Raw genomic sequence first — 17,860 nt, forward strand, 5'->3', positions numbered from 1 at the left:
ACCGGCACCCCCGGTGGGTGCCGGTCGATCCTCCGCATCACCCTTCGACCGCATCTCCCTCCTCCAGAAGCTGTTTCGCGTGTTCGAGGTTGTTCCGCACATCACGCGCGTACAGTTTCTCCACGACCGGCTGGGTGAACTTGCCGAAGAAGTTCCCGACGTCCTCGGTGTCCTGGTGGAAGGTGACGCGGGTTCCCGTCTCCACCGGCTCGAAGCGATAGACGGTCTCGTACCGGATCGGGCTCTTCACGCTGCGGCGGTGCTGGGCTCTGCCGGGCTCGACGCGGGCCAGTTCCTCGGTGAGTTCGATTCGCCGTCCGGCAACCTTGACGGTGGCGCGCGAGACGGATCCCTCCTTGCCGCCCTCACCCGAGACCAGCTCGTAGTCCATGACGTTCGTCATGTACACCGGGGCGTTCTCCGGGTCGGCGAAGAAGGCGAAGACCTCGTCGACCGGCTTGTCGATGACGACGGATTCCTCGGTTACGGGCATGACTTTCCTCCGTTCGGATCGGTGTCGTAGGTACTGTTCATGCTGTACTGCAATGGTTTTCGGTGACATATGTCAGGATGCCCGGCGCGGGACCATCCCTCCGAGGGCGATGTCGTATTCCTGCGCCTGCTCGTCGAATCCGACGCTGTAGACGGTGGGATACCAGGCCGAGTGCTGATAGGCGGCCGGCAACTTGATCTGTTCGCGGATGGTGGGACGGGTCAGCAGCCACTCCCGCGTGATCATGGGCTCCATGAAGGTGTAGTCGCCGTCCCACGAACCGTTGACGAACGTCTCGGTGAAGTCGTAGACGCCCGGAACCATTCCTTCCGTCATGTCGAGCCAGTGCACACCCATGAACGGCACCGCGAGTTGGGACGCGAGCATCCCCGGCGGGGTCACGTAGTCGCCGGGCATGTACTTCGGGTCCGGGAGTCGTTCCGCGCGAGCGGCGTAATCCGGTGCGGCCGGGTCGATCGCCTCGATCGCCGCCATGTCGGTCATATAGAAGTGCATGTCGAAATGGGGCTTCCCGAACAGCACGGTCGGATCGTGTCCGCGCGGGTTCCAGTTCAGCATGACGTGGTCGAACACCGTGTCGGATGCCTGAACGGGCAGGTGCAGCATGTACATCCCGTCGACATCGGGCAGTCCGTCGAGGGCCGCCGGCGAGAAGCGGATACCGACGGAGGTCGGGGCGCCGTTCTCGTCGACCGTGGCATACGCACGCGCAGTTCCGTCACCGACGCTCACGGCCTGACCGAAGTGCAGGTGGGCAGGTGTGGGTACTGCCGACGCCACGCCACCGACCGCCACGGCAATACAGGCGGCGAGGAGCACTGCGATGGAACGAGATGATCGATGTTTCTTCATGGTGATATCCGATCGACGAGGGTTCTCGGTGAACCTCTCCATTCCGTGGGTCCAGTCTCGACCGATGTTCGTCACCCCGGCCATCCCTCACTCGGGGGATTTCGCCGAGCGATCCGACAGAAGAGCCCGTCGTCACAGCGTCGCGGCATATACTCGCCGGACTGCAGACAGACGTCACGATCCGCGGAGAACAGGGAGCGGCCCTTGAGTATTCGCAACCTTCGCGTCGCGGTGGTCGGTGGGGGCATCATCGGTGCCGCGACCGCCCGGCAACTCGCCCTCACGGACGCCGACGTCACGCTGTTCGAGAAGGAGGACCGGCTCGCCGCGCATCAGACGGGGCACAACAGCGGTGTCGTCCACGCCGGCCTCTACTACACACCCGGCAGCCTCAAGGCCCGGTTGTGCAGGCGTGGGGTGGAGTTGTTGCAGACGTTCACCACGGACAAGGGCCTGCCCTACCACGAGTGCGGCAAGGTCGTCGTCGCCCTCGACGAATCGGAACTCGGCCGGCTCGACGCGATCTTCTCGCGGGCCACGGCGAACGGGGTCCCCGGCATCAGGCGCATCGGCGCCGACGAGATCACCGCGATCGAGCCGCACGCCGTCGGGATCGCAGCCCTTCATTCCCCGCACACGGCGATCATCGATTTCGTCGCCGTCACCCGCGCGCTCGCGGACGACGTCGTCGCCGCGGGCGGCACGGTGCGGACCGGTACCGCCGTGACGGCGATCCGTGAGGCGGGCGAGCAGGTCGTCGTCGACATCCCGGGCGATCAACTGGCCTTCGACCTGGTGATCACGTGCGCGGGACTGCAGTCCGACCGCCTCGCCCACACCTCGGGTGACACCCGCGACCCGCGGATCGTCCCGTTCCTCGGCGACTATCTGCTGCTCGAACCCGACGCGGCGGCGAAGGTGCGCGGGTTGATCTATCCGGTGCCCGATCCCCGCTATCCGTTCCTCGGTGTGCATCTCACCCGGCGGATCGACGGTGAGGTGATGGTGGGACCCAACGCCTTCCTCTCCCCCGGCCGCGAGGCCTATCGCGGCGGGCGCGGATCGTGGCGGGATCTGCGCGATGCCGTCGCCTGGCCCGGTTTCTGGCGGTTCGCCGCCCACAACCTGCCCGCAGCGGGCCGGGAACTGCGCACCGCGAGCAGCACTCGGCGGTTCGTCGCCGATGCGGCCGCGTACATGCCCGGGCTGACCGTCGACGACGTGCGGCCGGGTCCGCGCGGCATCCGCGCCCAGGCGATGAACTCCGACGGAGGTCTCGAGGACGACTTCGTCGTCACCGGGCACGGACGGGTCGTGCACCTGCGCAACGCCCCGTCGCCCGGGGCCACCTCGTCGATGGCGATCGCGGAGTATCTCGTCGACCGCGCACTCGAACGCATCGCCTGATCGGGTCACCCGGCGGCGGACGTCACGGTTCGCGGTGACCGGTTCCGGGCATGCTGCACGGGAACCACTTCATCGTAAGGAGGTCTCCATGGCACGAATCGCACTCTTCGGAGGACACGGCAAGGTCGCGTTGCATCTCGAGCGGCTGCTGGCCGATGCCGGTCACGAGACCAGTGCATTCATCCGCAATCCCGATCACGCCGACGATGTGCGCGCTGCCGGTGGCACGCCCGTCGTCGCCGACGTCGAGAAGATGGACATCGCCGAGATCACCGAGCTGCTGCGCGGCCACGACGCGGTGGTCTGGTCTGCAGGCGCGGGCGGAGGGAATCCCGAACGCACCTACGCGGTGGACCGCGACGCGGCGATCGCCTCGATGACCGCCGCGCAGGAGGCCGGGGTCCGCCGGTACGTGATGGTGTCGTACTTCGGGGCCCGCCCCGACCACGGCGTCCCCGAGGACAACAGCTTCTACGCCTATGCCGAGGCCAAGTCGGCGGCGGACACCCATCTGCGGGGCACCGACCTCGACTGGACGATCCTCGGTCCGAGCGCGCTGACCCTCGACCCGCCCACCGGCCGCATCGAGATCGAGGGGCACGGGGCGAGCGACAAGGGGCAGGTCTCGCGCGCCGACGTCGCGGCCGTCGCCGCAGCGGTGCTCGAGCGACCGGAGACGGTGGGACGCACCATCGAGTTCAACAACGGTGACGTCCCGATCGACGAGGCACTCGACGCGCTGCGGTAATCCCCGTACGTCGGAAGTCGTACGCGGATCACGATCACGGGTGGACGCTTGCGGAGCCCACCGCTCCTAACGTCGATCCCATGACCGCACTCCGAGTCACGAACTCCCGAAGCGACACCCTTCGAACCGTGGTGAGCGCGGCCTATTCCTGGGTCGCGCTCATCGCGTTCGGGGGCATCCTCGCCGAAACGATCATTCTGTATCCCAACATCTTCCACGCTCCGCCGGACTCTCTCGATCTGGCCGTCCGGTTCTTCTCGCAGACCGGTCCCGCCGATTTCTTCCCGCCGATGGGAGCACTCACGGTCGCTCTCGGTCTCGCCGCCCTCATCGTCGTACGCCGGGACCGGGCGGCGCGCAGGTGGGTTCTCGCGAGCCTGACCGTCCTGCTCCTGGGCGAGTTCGCGTTCTCCGCGCTGTACTTCTGGCCGCGCAACACCATCATGTTCGACGAGGGCATCGCGGTGCACTCGGCGGAGACACTGCGTCGCGTGGCCACGGAGTTCGTGACCGGCCACCGTGTGCGGCTCGCGATGAGTGCACTCACCGCGACACTCGCGTTCGGCGCCCTGCGTCGCGTGCTGATCTCGTCTGCACTCGCTCGTGCCGCACGGGAGCAGGCCGCACACGATGTTCGAATGCCGCCCGCGCCGTCCGCGCGGTAACGTCGCCGACGTGTGGTGGTCCGCTCGCGGCCCCGGCGGCACCGGAAGCCGGGCCCGCGCGATCGACGTGCTCCTCGCGGCTGTGGTCCTTGCCGTTCTCGTCGGGGCGATCGTCGCGGATCTCGGGAGCGACAGCTCGGGACCGACGGCACTCGCCTACGTCTTTGCTGCACTCGTCGCCGGCGCGGTCCTCGTACGCCGGACTCACCCGGTGGGCGTATTGCTCTTCACGGCCGTCGCGCTCGTCGTGTACTACAGCCTGTCGCTGCCGCCGATCGGTCTCGCCGTTCCGCTGGCGGTGGCGTTGTACTCGGCTGCCGAGCGGGCACATCTGCGCTGGGCTGTGACCGTGGCCGTCACGTTGGCGGTGTTGTCGACCGGGGTGCGCTGGGCGCAGGGCGACGATCTCGCGTACCTCTTCGGCTTCGAGGTGGGAGGGCAGATCGGACTGATGGCCGCGGTCATCGCACTGGGCGACAGTGTCCGGTCGCGACGCGCTCTGCGAGCGGAGATGGTCCGGCGGGAACGGGCAGCACAGCTCGAACGCGAGCACGAAACCGCCCGGCGGGTCGAGCGGGAACGGGTGCAGATCGCCCGCGACCTCCACGACCTGCTCGCGCACACCGTCTCGGTCATCTCGTTGCACGCCGGCGTCGCGACGGAAGCGATCGAGGACGATCCGCCGCTCGCTCGCCGGTCGCTCGCCGCGGTACGCACCGGTTGTTCGCGTGCGGTGGAGGAACTCCACGCCACGGTCGAGGCCCTCCGCTCCCCTGACGATTCCCGCCGCGCCCCGACACCGTCGCTCGCGCAGCTGCCCCGTCTCGTCGACACGGTGCGCGCCGCGGGACTCGACGTGCGCATCGACCGCGACGGAACGACCGACGACCTTCCATCGGTTGTGGCCGCGACCGCCTATCGGGTGGTGCAGGAGGCGCTGAGCAACGTCCTACGACATGCCGATGCCTCGAAAGCGGTTGTGAGAATGACACTTCGGGACGATGTCCTCGTCGTGGCCGTAGAGGACGACGGTCGGGGTCCGAGCCAGGGCGCCTCGGCCGGCTGGGGGCTCGCCGGCATGCGCGAACGCGTCGGTCTGCTCGGCGGAACGATCGAGACGGGACGATCGGACGGTGGGGGTTTCCTCGTGTCGGCCCGGATCCCCACGGGAAGTCGATCGTGACAGGAGGTCGATCGTGATCAGGGTGGTGATCGTCGACGACCAGGCCCTCGTCCGGGAGGGGCTGCGGGCACTGCTCGGTCGCGCCGACGACATCGAGGTGGTGGGCGAAGCCGCCGACGGCAACGACGCCGTGAGAGTGGTCGAGCGTACGGAACCCGATGTGGTGCTCATGGACATCCGGATGCCGGGGACGGACGGGATCACCGCGACCCGCCGGATCCTCGGCGCCTCGCCGTCGACCCGGATACGGGTGGTGGTGCTGACGACCTTCGACAGCGACGACAACATTCTCGACGCGATCGGTGCAGGTGCGACCGGCTTTCTCGTGAAGGACTCGGCCCCCGAGGAACTGCGTACCGCCGTCCGCACCGTCGCGGCCGGCGAGGCGATGCTCTCGCCGACGGTGACGCGCCGTGTCATGCAGGCGGCGGCGCGCAGTCCCCGGGTGCGAGGGACGGAGATGCTGAGTGTGCTCACCGAGCGCGAACGCGAGATCCTCGCCGAGGTCGGTCGGGGGCTGTCGAACGACGAGATCGGACGCGAGCTGTTCATCAGTCCCACGACAGTGCGTACCCATGTCACCCGTATTCTCGCGAAGCTCCAGGCGCGGGACCGGGCGAATCTCGTCGCGATCGCCTTCCGCACGGGATTGGTCCCGCCGACCGATCCCTGACAGGGGTCCGCCCCCGGTAGCAGGGGGCTACCGGGGACGGATGGTCGAGCGGTATCGGCGGTCAGGCCTGCGGGGCGAGTTCCTCCACGCGCAGCGGCGAGGTGTCCGCGGCGGCCGCGATGGCCTCCTCGAACTGCCGGCGGTCGACCTGCGAGCCGAGCACCAGCGCGAGTCGTGTCAGGAAGCCCTCGCGGTCGTCCTCGGCGGCCTGATCCAGGGCAGTCGACAGGCCGAGCCAGACGTTCTCGCGACGCTGGTCGTCCTCGGTGACCTGCTCGGCAGGCCGGGCCGGGAGTTCCGCGCCCGCCGGAGCGGCACCGGAGCGCAGGGACGCCGCGACACCGTCCAGGTCGGCGACCGGCACACGGCACAGCAGCAGACCGTCGGGGCGGATCACGAAGGCCTCACCGGCCGTCGCGCCGAGTACCTCGACGAGATCGGGCGCATCGAGGAGCGTCACACCGTCCACCTCTGCGCTGTCGACGGCCAGGGCCGCGACGCTCTCGGGTGCGAGCGCCTGCGCCAGGCCGGCTGCAGCGTTCGCGAGGGCGGCCGAGCCCGCCGCATCGAGACCGACTCCGAGCACGGCGAATCCGGTTCCGCGCGCGTCGTTCAGCGACGTCTCGCGACCGGCGATGCGGATCCGGCGGTCCTCGACGGGATCGCCCGGGAGCACACCTTCGGTGCCGGGGGCGACCGACCAGGTCAGCGGCGACAGTCGAGCGTGCGTGGCGCTGGACTGACGCGGGTTGATCAGGTGCCCGAACTCGGGGCGTCCCACGGCGAGCGCGAGGATCGCGTCACGCGTGGTGCGGTAGCCGTGGCTGCCGGGGCTCATGATGAGCGTGGACTTGCCGGCGTTGGCGACGTTCTGCTCCCACGCGTTGTGGCGTTCGAACGAGTACGCCTTCAGCAGGGCGGGTTCGGCGTTGCCGTTCACGACCGCGGCGAGTTGCCACGCGAGGGTCTCGGCGTCCTCCATGCCCGAGTTGAGCCCGCGTACACCGAAGATCGGCACGAGATGGGCCGCGTCACCGGCGAAGAGGAGACGGTCGTGGGTGAACTCGTCGAGGGCGAGTGCGCGGGCGCTGTAGAAGCCCTTCCACTCGAGGGTCCACGGCAGGTCGTTGCGCAGCCAGTCGAGGTGCTTGGCGATGCGGGCGCGGATCGCCTCCTCCTGCGTCTCGATCTCGGCGTCCTCGGACGGATCGAGCTGGTAGTCGATGCGCCAGATGTTGCCGGGCTGCTTGTGCATGATGATCGTCGATCCGGGGTTGCTCGGCGGGTCGAACCAGACCATGCGCTCGGCGGGGAGATCGGACTCCCAGTGGATGTCGGCGATGACGTAGCGGCCCTCGTAGCTGGTGCCCTGCAGACGCAGGCCGGCGAGTTCGCGCATGCGGCTGCGGCCACCGTCGGCGGCGACGACCCAGCGTGCGCGCAGGTGCCGCTTGCCGGCGGCGGTGTCGACCTCGAGGGTGACCTCGTCCTCGCCGCGCAGGATCCCGGCGATCGGTGCCTGCCAGTGCAGGGTGATGAGCGGGTTCTGCTCGATGGTGTCGACCATGATCTGTTCGAACTCCGACTGGGAGACGTTGATCATGGGCGGGCGGACGTCGAAGTCACGCTGCGGCATCTGGAAGTGCAGGACCTGCTGGTCGCGGTAGAAGCTGCGACCACCGACCCACGGCAGCACGATCTTCTCGAGTTCCTCGCCGAAGCCGAGGCGGGCGGCGGCCTCGAGGCTGTGGCGCGAGATGCAGATGGCGCGCGAGCCGAAGGACACTTGATCGGCGGCTTCGAGGATGGTGACGGGCACACCGCGCTGGGCCAGTCCGAGGGCGACGGCCATGCCGACCGGTCCGGCACCGACCACGACGACGGGCAGCGTCTCGTCGGCGGGAGTCATCGACTCGAACTCCGACGCGGGGTACTTGGGCGGCTGGTAGTAGGTCGACATGATCAGGCACCTTCCTCGGGAGAACGGCGGGAGTCGGTGGTGTTCGCGTGTCCGGCGGACGGCACGCGCAGCAGCAGGATGCTCATGAGGCTGATCAGCGCGATCAGCACGAAGTAGCCGGTGATGGACATCGAGGTGCCCGTCGCGGCGAACAGTGAGGTCGCCACCATCGGTGCGAGACCGCCGCCGAGGATCGCGCCGACCTGGTAGCCGAGCGACGCACCGCTGTAGCGGATCTTGGCAGGGAACAGTTCGGCGAACAGCGCCGACTGCGGACCGGCGCAGCAGCCGAGGGTGAAGCCGAGGCCGACCATCGCGAGGAGCATGACCGGCAGGAGCGCCGTGTCCATCAGGGGGAAGAACAGGGCGGCGGCGACGACCAGGCCGGCCGAGGACCGGATGTAGACGGTGCGGCGTCCGACGAGATCCGAGCGCCAGGCCGCGAAGGCCATACCGGCCATCCAGAACGGGCACGAGGCGATGAGCAGCGCGAGCATCGTGGTCTTGCTGAACCCGAGCGTGGCCTCGCCGTACTTGAGGACGTAGACCATGTAGGCGTAGGCGATGCCGTTGGTGGCGATGAAGGTGCCACCGGCGAGCAGCACGGTCTTCCAGTGCTGGGTGAGCACCTCGAGGATCGGCAGCTTCTCCTCGGCCGCGGGGGCGTCCTTGGCGGCCTTGAACTCCGCGCTCTCCTCGAGACCCAGGCGGATCCACATGGCGACGAAGACGAGCACCGCCGAGGCGAGGAACGGGATGCGCCAACCCCACGCGTTGAACGTCTCCTCGCTGAGCAAGGCGGTCAGCGGCAGGTAGACGAGGTTCGCGAGGAGCACACCCGCCGGCACACCGATCTGCGGTGCCGCGCCGTAGAGGCCGCGCTTGCCGGCCGGGGCGTTCTCGGTGGCGACGAGCACCGCTCCGCCCCACTCACCGCCGACGCCGAGACCCTGGATGAACCGCAGGGCGACGAGCAGGATGGGAGCCGCGACGCCGATGGCCGCGTAGTTCGGGAGCACGCCGATCGCCACGGTCGCGAAGCCCATGAGTAGCAGCGAGACGACGAGCATGGACTTGCGGCCGATGCGGTCGCCGAAGTGACCCATCACGACGCCGCCGATGGGACGGGCGATGAAGCCGACGGCGAGCGTGGCGAAGGCGGCCAGGGTCCCGGCGACCTCGGACGAGCCGGGGAAGAACTGCGGGCCGAGCACGAGCGCCGCGGCGGTGCCGTAGATGAAGAAGTCGTACCACTCGATGGCGGTACCGACGAAGCTGCCGAGCGCGGCTTTGCGTGCGGCTCTTGCCGACGTCTGCGGCGTCGAGTCAAGGACTGTCATGTTCAGTGCCCTCTCCGGCGGTCGATCCGAGGCATCCGATTAACGAGCGTTCGGACGCAGTGGGACCAATCATGAGAGCGGTCACATCGTTTGCAAAGCGCACAAAGTCGGTGAATATCCCCGGAAATTCCGTGGATGGGGCCGTTCGGCCACGTCAGAGTGCCTGCGAGGTCCTCGCGACGTCGACGACGAAGTCCGCGAAAGTTTGGGCAACACGGCTCGGAAGGGCGTCCTTGCGCCACGCGAGCACGACCGGCACGGGTTCCGGAGTCGGATCGACGACGGGTAGCAGGACGAGTTTCCGGCCCTCGTAGGTGACGTCGACGGCGGGTCGCTGCACGAGCAGGGTCCAGCCCAGTCCGCGCCCCACGAACGACCGCGCCGTCTCGAAGGTCTGCGTCCGGTACGCGATGGACGGGGTGAAGCCGGCCTCCGCGCACACCCGCAGGGCGTGCCCCGAACTCGGCGGGGCGTCGAGGAGCACCATCGGCTCGTCGGCGAGGTCGCGCAGGCGTACCTGCGAGGCCCCGGCGAGCGGATGATCGGCCGAGACGAGCACCATCGGCTCACGCACGTCGAGGGTGACCGTCTCGAGTCCCGGTTCGAGATCGAGGTCGTACAGGAAGGCCACGTCGAGCTCGTGCGAGTCGAGCAGCATCCGCAGACGGTTCTGGGTGTCCTCGCGGAAGTCGACGTCGGCACGCGGGTGGGCGCGGGTGAACTCGGCGATGAGGGCGGGCAACAGCGTCGGCGCGAGGGAGAGATAACACCCCACCGCCACCGGACCGACGATGTCGCCCGCCTCCGACCGCGCGTCGCTCTCGAGTTCGCTCGCGTGGTGCAGCAGCATCTTCGCCCGCTCGAGCACCGCGTGACCGGTCGGTGTGAGCTTGACGCCCCGTGCGCGTTGCCGGACGAGGAGCTTGACCGCGAGGGCCTTCTCCAGGTCGGTGATCGCGGACGAGAGCGCCGAGTGGGACATGTGCATCGCGTCGGCGGCCGCGGTGATGGTGCCCCACTCGGCGACGGCGACGAACGCCGCGAGTTGCCTCATCGTGTACGTGGGCACCGCGTCCGTCCTGGGCATGGTCCTACCGTAGTCCCGCGTCGAGAGCGCTCACACGAACCGGAAGAGCGGCGGGATCGCGACGACCGCCAGTGCCGCCCACCCGCAGTAGACGGGCAGGTAGCGCATCTGCCACCGCTCGACGGCCGCGAAACCGGAACGGCCCCGCAGGAACGAGATGCCGAGCCACGCCGCCCACACCAGGTTCACCAGGAGGACGAGGTTCAGACCGAGGGCGGTGACCTTGTTGGCGGTGAAGCCGAACTCGGCGATGCGGGTGGCCATCGCGGTGAGCATCAGCAGGTCGACGGCGAGCGCCGCGGCGATCAGCACGACCTGCAGCAGATCGAAGACGTCCGGCGCGGCGTGCGGGTCGCGGGCGGAGATCGAGTAGAGCAGGAGCCCCAGGACGAGCACGAGGATCAGGTCCATGAGGATCAGCAGGCCCCGGTCGACGTCGACGACGCTGTGGGACGCGATCACCGCGACGAACAGCGCGACCAGCATGAGGATCGTGATGGGCGTGAAGACCCGGGTGAGAACGGGAGCGATGTTCTCCACGACCTGCTGCTTCGCCTCGACGAGCCAGGCCGCGACGACGATCGCTCCGGCCGGCCCGAACGGGACGATCCACTGTTCGAAGAACGGTTCGATATCGATCCCCAGGGCGCTGAAGGCACCCGCGGTCAGCCCCATGAGCACGCCGCCGCCGAGCGCGAGCAGCGCCAGGTACACGGCGAACTCCCCGGTGAAGCGCACGAAGTCCATGCGACGGCGATGGGATCGCCACTGCCCTGCGACATAGGCCGCACCGACGACGAACCACAGGACCACCGGGGCGTGGATCGCCGCGATGATCTCGGTGGCGCCGCCCGGTTCGAACGGGAAGACGTTGAGCACGATCGCCACGAGGACGAACGGAACGGCAAGGAGCGCACTGCTCTTCGGGCTCATCTCCCGCTTCCACGCGAAATACAGCGTGAGGAAGGGCAGCACGAGCACGGCGGCGTTGCGCACCAGTGCGTTTTCGGAGAGCCACTCGAATCCGGCCCGGACGGCCAGACCGGCACCGAGCGCGCAAGCGAGGACGACCGCGAGTTCCCTACGGCGACGCGGGGTTCCGGATTCCTCACCGCGACCGCCACCGGTGAGGACGAGCTGCTTCCACAGCCGGTCGGAGTGTTCCTGGGCGAACTCGCGGGAGACCTCGTCGAGACCACCCATCCGGCCGACCGCGACGAGGAATGCCTCGTCGGCCGTCAGTCCGACCGACACGAGGTCCGAGATCTGTTCCCGCAGATGATCTTCCATCTCGTCGATGTCCGAGGACGAGATGACCCGATGGTCGGCGACGTAGTTGCGCCAGCCGGCGATCCGGTCCTCGAGATGTGCGTCGAGTGTCATCACGACCACCCCGGCGCGACGGCGGGAGGCAACTGGGCCGACTGCCAGACCTGGTGCAGGGCCTCGGCGACGACCGTCCACTGCGCCGCCCGTTCGGCGAGGACCTCGCGGCCCGCGTCGGTGATGGCGTAGTGCTTGCGGCGTCGCCCGTTGTCGGCGACACGCCAGGTGGCGGACACGTGCCCGGCCCGCTCGAGACGGTGCAGGAGGGGATAGAGCATCCCGTCGGTCCACTGCATCCGGCCCTGCGACAGCTCGTTGACGCGCTTGATGATCGCGTACCCGTACGACTCGCCCTCGGCGAGGATGCCGAGGGCGAGCGGGGTGGCGGACGCGGCCACCAGATCCTTCTCGATGAACATGTCGTCCTCATACCTAGAAGTTCTATGGGTAACGGTGACCCTAGCAGATCTAGGTATGAGGACCGAGCGCTCTCCGCGAAGTGGTGCGGTGGCGTCTACTGCCGGTCGTCGGATCCGGCGGTTGTGGATTCGTCGGAGCCGGAGTCGGTCGATCCGGAATCCGCAGATCCCGAAGCGGCAGATTCCGAAGCGTCGGTGCGACTCCACGTCTCCGTCACCCGCGCCCGGCCGCGTTCGAACACGTCGCCGAGGACTCCCCCGACCGCCTTGAGCGGACTGCTCATCGAGTCCAGGGCCTCGGCGATCACCGGGTTCTCGTCGTCGAGCCAACCCGCCTCGTCGGCACGGCACGCCCACCGGAAGTCGTCGAAGTCCTGACGCAGACCCGCGAGCACCTTCGTCGTCCGTCCCGACGACAGGCGTCGGACGACCTCGATCGGGGTGCCCTCCGCGAACCGGGCGAGCGCGGCACGGGCGCGGCGCAACAGTTCGGCGTCCTGCGTGAAGTGGTCGGCCAGGACCTGGCGGGCAGAGGCCAGCGCGTCGCGCAGTTCGTCGTCGGGTGTGCGCGCCAGATGCACGCGATGCCACAGGAACAGGCAGTCCTCGACGATCACGAGCAACTGCAGCGCCTCCCCCAGCGCCTCCTCCACCGCGACCTTCTGCAGCAGTTCGACGTGCTCACCCACCGCCGCGTCGAGTCCGAGATCGTCGAGCGACGACGAGACGTGCCCGCGCAGACGCGTCACCGTCCGGGCGAGGACCTCACCGAGGTCGGCGATCGACTGCCAGTCCCGGTCGGGCAGACCGCCCGTGTGGTCGACGATCGATGCCGCCCTGGTCAGAGCATTGTGGGTCGCGACGATGTCGCCGGCCGGCTCCGCCCCGGCCAAGTCGAGCACGCGGTCGACGGTTCCGGGCGCCGCATCGTCGCCTTCGAGACGCACGACGGCGGCCTCCACCGACGCGACTGCTCCCCGCAACGCCTCGAGGACCGCGTCGGGGGCGGTGGGGACTGCAGCGGTGGGTTTCGACGTGTCGGCCATTCCCCAATCGTGCTACGTCCGAGGGCCGGATGCATCACGTCCTCCGGCTCAGTTCGGGACGCGCACCCACGCCTGTTCGAGCAGGGCCACCACTTCGGTCTCCCTGCGGGCCCGGTAGGCCGACAGGATCCGGCGCGGGCGCGACTCCCCGTCGAGGCCGAGAGCGGACGCCAACGCCGACGCGATCCGCTCCTCGGGGACGGTCTCCGGTTCGGTGTGGCCGATGAGCGAGAGCGCCTTGCGCAGCGGTTCGGCGTTGTCGGCGACGGTGCGCAGCGGCAGGACGTCGAACCGGCCGTCGGTGCGGACCTCGAGCAGCAGCTCGTTGTCCTCCTCCACCCCGACGTCCTCGAGGAACCGGCGGATCGAGGACAGACGCGGCACCGGTCCCGTCCAGCGCAGGGTCTGGCCGCCCAGACGGGACGGGAGCACCACGTGCCCACCCGGCGCGCACCCGGCGATCGCGGCGACGGCGGACGGAACCGTGAACTCGGCTCCCCGCAGGTGGTCGCGGGTCGCGGGGATGCGCAGACGCCAGGCCTCGCCCAGCCGGTAGAGGCGGCGCGTGCGCTCGGGCACGGCGATCGGGACGTGCGAGCGGTGACGACGCCGGACACGGCCGTCGACGACCTCGAAATCTCCTCCGGCCGTGAACGTCCGGGCGGAATCCTCGGAGATGCCGAACCGGTCGACGAGCGCGGAGACCACCATGTCGCGATCGGCACTTCCGCCGCGGGAATCGACCAGCCGTGCGATGCGGGTGCGGATGGCGGTGACCACGTCGACGTCCCACTCGGCCAGCGCCCAGCGTTCACCGTCGGACGTGAAGCGCTCGTCGTCGGCGAGTTCGGAGACGAGGGTGTGGACGTCGGCGTTGACCCCCATGCGCGCGACGAGCGTGTCGGCGGTCAACGGGTCGCCGAGCACCTCGAGGACCTGAGCGGCGCGGCCAGCGAGCCCGTCCGGCGGGGACAGCAGACGGCCTTCGAAGGTCGTCGTGCCGCAGTACCGGGTCCACGCCTCGAACTCGTCGTCGGGAAGCGACCACACGGCCTTCACCGCGGCGGGCTCGACCACACCGTTCGGTGATTCGAACTCCGAGAGCAGTCCGCGGGTCTGCTTCTCGGCGTCGGGCAGATCCGGTACCGCGATCCACCCGTCCGCGACCTCGAAACGGTCGTCGAGACGATGCAACACCCGCCACAAGGGCACGTCGAAGCCCGGGACGGTCCGGCCCAGCACCGGGTGGGTGCGCACCATCCGGTCGAAGGCCGCCACCGGCCGCACGTCGACGCGCAGCGCCGCGAGCAGGTCGCCGACCGCCGTGCCGAACGGGAAGGTGGACGGCGCGGCCGGGTCGTCGACGTCGTCGTGGACGCGGCGCCGCAGGGCCGTGCGTTCCGCGTCGGGCAATCCCTTCAGGTAGTCGGTGAGCTCGGCGATCGGGTCGGCCGGCGCCGCCACCGGCAGGTCGCGGGCGGTGAGTGCCCGCAGCCGGGCCGCGGCGTCCTGGATCTCCTCCGGCGCGCCGTCGTCGATCACGGCCTGCAGGAGAGGCGCATCATCCCGGCCGCACACGCGACTCCACCGCGCCAGCGCCGCCAGGTCGTCGAGGAGCAGTGCCGCGGCGGGCACCCGCGCGGCACGCGGATCGGCTTCGAGGGTGGCCGGTTCGCGGAGCGCCGTCGTGACGAGCGCGGCGCAGACGATCTCCTCCACCGCGTCGCGGTCGGCGCCGCGGATCCCGAGCAGGTCGGCCGGACTGCGACTGAACAGCTCGGCGGTGGTGGGTGCGTGCGGGAGGCGCGCGACGAGGGTCGCGGCGGCCGGACCGAGATCGAGTGCGGCCACGGGCACTTCGTCCTCACGCAGCAGACCGTCCGCGAAGCGCAGCTCCGGGTGGTCGGTGACGTAGATGTGGGCGAGTTCGGCGCACAGTTCGGGGATCTCGGTGTGCTCGCAGGTCTCGGCGGGCGACTCGTTCTCCCACCAGCGGGACGACGACACGAGTGCCCCGAGGGCGGCGGTGCGGGCCGATCCGTAGCGGTCGATCCACGGCATCAGATCCACCCAGCGACGACTGTCGAGTTCGTCCGACGACAAGGCACGAGACCACAGCGACACTGACCGTTGCTCCTCTTCCACGCCCGGCGGAGGCCGCGGGCCCCCTCTCCGGCGTCGACGCCGCGCTCGTGCAGCGCGTCCACGCGAGGCGCCCTCGACCCGGACGCCGGTTCTCACCCTACAGTCCGAACGTCCTGTTTCCCGTCAGGTGAGGGCGGTGTCGACCGCTCAGGTGATCGCGATGTCGACCGCTCAGGTGATCGCGATGTCGACCGCTCAGGTGAGCGCAATGTCGACCGCTCAGGTGAGCGCAATGTCGGAGTCGGAGTCGTCACGCGCCTCCGGACGCAGCCGCAGCAGGACGAGTCCCGTCACCGACGCGACGATGAGCGAGGCCACCAGCCCGTTCACGTGCAGCGCCCACACGGCGATCACTGCCCCGGCCAGTCCCCCCAGCAGAGCGATCCAGAGCAGTACTTTTCCCAGGACCGAAGCCATTTCCCGCACCTTCCGGCAAGTCACGATCAGAACGGTGAGGATAGTGTCATCTGTCACAGTCCTCGCGAAAGTCCATCGGTGTGTCGACGGATCGTGCCCGCACGGTGACCGGGGCATACTGGTGCGGTTCGAGACGGTGGGGGCGGCAGGAACACGACGGGGAGGCGGAAACAGTGGCGGGACCGACGAGTGACCGAGCACGCACGGACGTGATCCTGCGCGACGTGACGCTGCGCGACGGACTGCAACTGACCGGCAAGCTGCTCCCCACCGAACGCAAGGTGGAGATCGTCCGGGCGCTGCTGGCAGCGGGCGTGCCCGAACTCGAGATCGGGTCCCTGGCGCGCGCCGACCTCGTGCCGCCGATGGCGAACACCCTCGACGTCGTGGCGGCGCTGACCGAGGAGGAACTCGACCGCTGCTGGATCTGGGTCGCCACGCCGCGCCACGTCGAGAAGGCGATCGCGGCCGGTGCCCGCCGGTTCCAGTACTGCTTCTCCGTCTCCGACGCCCACAACCGCGCCAACATCGGCCGCGACACCGAGGACAGCATCGCCGCGATGCCGGCGGCGATCGAACGCACCCACGCCGCCGGCGGCAGCATCCAGTTGTGCCTGGCCACGTCGTTCACGTGCCCGTTCGACGGGCCGGTCGACCCCGACCGGGTCGTGGAGATCGCGTGCGACCCGCGCACGGACGGGGCCGCCGACATCGTCGTCGCCGACACCCTGGGTCAGGCCGTGCCCGGCCAGGTGTCGTCGCTGGTCGCGAGGCTGGCCGCCGAATCCGCCGACCGGCGGATCGTCTACCACGGTCACGACACGTGGGGTCTCGGCGTCGCCAACAGCCTCGCCGCAATCGACGCCGGGGCGACCGTCGTCGACGGCGCGCTCGCCGGCCTGGGCGGATGCCCGTTCGCACCGGGCGCGAGCGGCAACACCGCGAGCGAGGACCTGCTGTTCGCGACCCGTCCGTCGTGGCTGGATCCGGAGGTCTTCGGCTCTCTGGTCCGCCTCGGCGAGGACATCGTCGCCGAACTGGACGAACCGAACCGGTCGCGCGCCCGGCAGGGCGCCCGCTCCGAGGCCGAGGCCTTCGACTGGGTGCTCCGGTGACCCACATCCTGATCGCCCCCGACAGCTTCAAGGGCACCTACACCGCCGACGAGGTCGCCGACGCGATCGCCTCCGGGGTGGAGAGCGCCGGGCACACCGCGATCCGGATGCCCGTCGCGGACGGTGGCGAGGGCACCCTCGACGCGCTCGCCGGGCCGCTCGGTCTCGCCCGGATCGAGGTCGAGGCCGTGAACCCGTGGCGGGCACCGTGCCGCGGGCTGCTGGGGATGTCGGCGGACGGCACTGCGGTCGTCGAACTCGCGACGGCGAGCGGCATCACCACTCCGCACGACGGTCCGCGCGACGCCGTCACCGCCGACACCTACGGCACCGGGATGGTCATGGCCGAAGCCGTCCGGCGCGGAGCACGGCACATCGTCGTCGCGGCCGGTGGGTCGGCGACGACCGACGGTGGTGCGGGTGCGATCGCCGCGATCGACGAGCGGGGTGGCCTCGGCGACGCCCGCGTCACCGTGCTGTCCGACGTGACGACCCGCTACACCGATGCGGCACGGATCTTCGGGCCGCAGAAGGGCGCCGACGCGGCGGCCGTCGCGCTGCTCACGCGCCGCCTCGAAGAGACGGCGCTGACACTCCCCCGCGACCCGCGGGAGGTCGACGGCTCTGGAGCGGCCGGGGGTTTCTCCGGTGGGATGTGGTCGCGGTTCGGTGCAGAACTGCGGTCGGGAGCCGACTTCGTGCTCGACGCAGTGGGATTCGACGACGCCGTGCGCACCGCCGATCTCGTGGTGGTCGGCGAGGGACGGCTCGACGGCCAGTCGCGGGCGGGCAAGATCGTCTCGGCGATCCTCGCGCGCTGCGGCGACGTTCCGGTGGTCGCGGTGGTCGGTTCGGTCGGCGACGACCTCGGCGATTACCGCGAGCGGTTCGCCGATGTCGTCGTCGCATCCGATGCGGAAGCGCTGACGCGCGCCGGTCGGGCACTGCGCACCTGAGAAATGC

17 protein-coding genes are annotated in these 17,860 nt (G+C 69.5%); 7 read left to right on the forward strand and 10 right to left on the reverse strand.

Annotated elements, in window-relative coordinates; genetic code table 11:
- Window positions 1-37: 37 nt before the first annotated feature.
- Window positions 38-493 carry an SRPBCC family protein gene (locus ACLBYD_RS03230; protein ID WP_447815386.1) on the reverse strand — a complete coding sequence of 152 codons (456 nt, stop codon included), beginning with the start codon at window positions 491-493 and terminating at the stop codon, window positions 38-40.
- A 72-nt stretch (window positions 494-565) separates the two neighbouring features.
- On the reverse strand, window positions 566-1,366 hold the full coding sequence (locus ACLBYD_RS03235; RefSeq protein ID WP_447815387.1) for a DUF5602 domain-containing protein: 801 nt from the start codon (window positions 1,364-1,366) through the stop codon (window positions 566-568).
- Window positions 1,367-1,576: 210 nt separating this feature from the next.
- Here ACLBYD_RS03235 and lhgO point away from each other — a divergent pair, with 210 nt between their 5' ends.
- The 5 genes from lhgO (at window position 1,577) to ACLBYD_RS03260 (ending at window position 6,042) form a co-directional block, all read left to right on the forward strand.
- Window positions 1,577-2,773 (forward strand): L-2-hydroxyglutarate oxidase, encoded by a 1,197-nt coding sequence (gene lhgO / locus ACLBYD_RS03240; protein ID WP_447815658.1) that lies wholly within the window; start codon window positions 1,577-1,579, stop codon window positions 2,771-2,773.
- Window positions 2,774-2,861: 88 nt separating this feature from the next.
- Window positions 2,862-3,521, forward strand: coding sequence for an SDR family oxidoreductase (locus ACLBYD_RS03245; RefSeq protein ID WP_006553946.1), 660 nt, complete (start codon window positions 2,862-2,864; stop codon window positions 3,519-3,521).
- Window positions 3,522-3,601: 80 nt separating this feature from the next.
- Entirely contained in the window at window positions 3,602-4,186 is a 585-nt protein-coding gene (locus tag ACLBYD_RS03250; protein WP_006553945.1) for a DUF1772 domain-containing protein, read from the forward strand.
- A 10-nt stretch (window positions 4,187-4,196) separates the two neighbouring features.
- The gene (locus tag ACLBYD_RS03255; protein WP_254584004.1) at window positions 4,197-5,369 is read left to right on the forward strand and encodes a sensor histidine kinase; all 1,173 of its coding nucleotides are present in this window, start codon (window positions 4,197-4,199) and stop codon (window positions 5,367-5,369) included.
- Window positions 5,370-5,382: 13 nt separating this feature from the next.
- Window positions 5,383-6,042 (forward strand): response regulator, encoded by a 660-nt coding sequence (locus ACLBYD_RS03260; RefSeq protein WP_033097335.1) that lies wholly within the window; start codon window positions 5,383-5,385, stop codon window positions 6,040-6,042.
- Between the two features lie 61 nt (window positions 6,043-6,103).
- Here the strand turns inward: ACLBYD_RS03260 and ACLBYD_RS03265 are convergent, their stop codons facing one another.
- From ACLBYD_RS03265 to ACLBYD_RS03300, 8 genes are all read right to left on the reverse strand, one after another.
- Window positions 6,104-8,002 (reverse strand): FAD-dependent monooxygenase, encoded by a 1,899-nt coding sequence (locus ACLBYD_RS03265; protein ID WP_447815388.1) that lies wholly within the window; start codon window positions 8,000-8,002, stop codon window positions 6,104-6,106.
- A 2-nt stretch (window positions 8,003-8,004) separates the two neighbouring features.
- Complete coding sequence (locus tag ACLBYD_RS03270) at window positions 8,005-9,342, reverse strand: MFS transporter (RefSeq protein ID WP_447815389.1); 1,338 nt, start codon at window positions 9,340-9,342, stop codon at window positions 8,005-8,007.
- Between the two features lie 154 nt (window positions 9,343-9,496).
- Window positions 9,497-10,429, reverse strand: coding sequence for a LysR family transcriptional regulator (locus ACLBYD_RS03275; RefSeq protein ID WP_254584001.1), 933 nt, complete (start codon window positions 10,427-10,429; stop codon window positions 9,497-9,499).
- Window positions 10,430-10,459: 30 nt separating this feature from the next.
- Complete coding sequence (locus tag ACLBYD_RS03280) at window positions 10,460-11,812, reverse strand: permease prefix domain 1-containing protein (protein ID WP_447815390.1); 1,353 nt, start codon at window positions 11,810-11,812, stop codon at window positions 10,460-10,462.
- The gene (locus tag ACLBYD_RS03285) at window positions 11,812-12,174 is read right to left on the reverse strand and encodes a PadR family transcriptional regulator (RefSeq protein WP_447815391.1); all 363 of its coding nucleotides are present in this window, start codon (window positions 12,172-12,174) and stop codon (window positions 11,812-11,814) included. Before ACLBYD_RS03285 ends, ACLBYD_RS03280 begins: the two co-directional genes overlap by 1 nt.
- 95 nt (window positions 12,175-12,269) lie before the next feature.
- Window positions 12,270-13,220, reverse strand: a complete 951-nt coding sequence (locus ACLBYD_RS03290; RefSeq protein ID WP_447815392.1) for a hypothetical protein — start codon at window positions 13,218-13,220, stop codon at window positions 12,270-12,272.
- A 48-nt stretch (window positions 13,221-13,268) separates the two neighbouring features.
- Window positions 13,269-15,344 (reverse strand): hypothetical protein, encoded by a 2,076-nt coding sequence (locus ACLBYD_RS03295; RefSeq protein WP_447815393.1) that lies wholly within the window; start codon window positions 15,342-15,344, stop codon window positions 13,269-13,271.
- A gap of 240 nt (window positions 15,345-15,584) precedes the next feature.
- The gene (locus tag ACLBYD_RS03300) at window positions 15,585-15,782 is read right to left on the reverse strand and encodes a hypothetical protein (protein WP_059382923.1); all 198 of its coding nucleotides are present in this window, start codon (window positions 15,780-15,782) and stop codon (window positions 15,585-15,587) included.
- A gap of 209 nt (window positions 15,783-15,991) precedes the next feature.
- Between ACLBYD_RS03300 and ACLBYD_RS03305 the strand changes: the two genes are divergently transcribed.
- Window positions 15,992-16,897 (forward strand): hydroxymethylglutaryl-CoA lyase, encoded by a 906-nt coding sequence (locus ACLBYD_RS03305; protein ID WP_447815659.1) that lies wholly within the window; start codon window positions 15,992-15,994, stop codon window positions 16,895-16,897.
- Window positions 16,894-17,853, forward strand: coding sequence for a glycerate kinase family protein (locus ACLBYD_RS03310; protein WP_447815394.1), 960 nt, complete (start codon window positions 16,894-16,896; stop codon window positions 17,851-17,853). The genes ACLBYD_RS03305 and ACLBYD_RS03310 overlap by 4 nt, the downstream gene beginning before the upstream one ends.
- Window positions 17,854-17,860 lie beyond the last annotated feature (7 nt).

Source organism: Rhodococcus sp. C26F, from assembly GCF_053345925.1.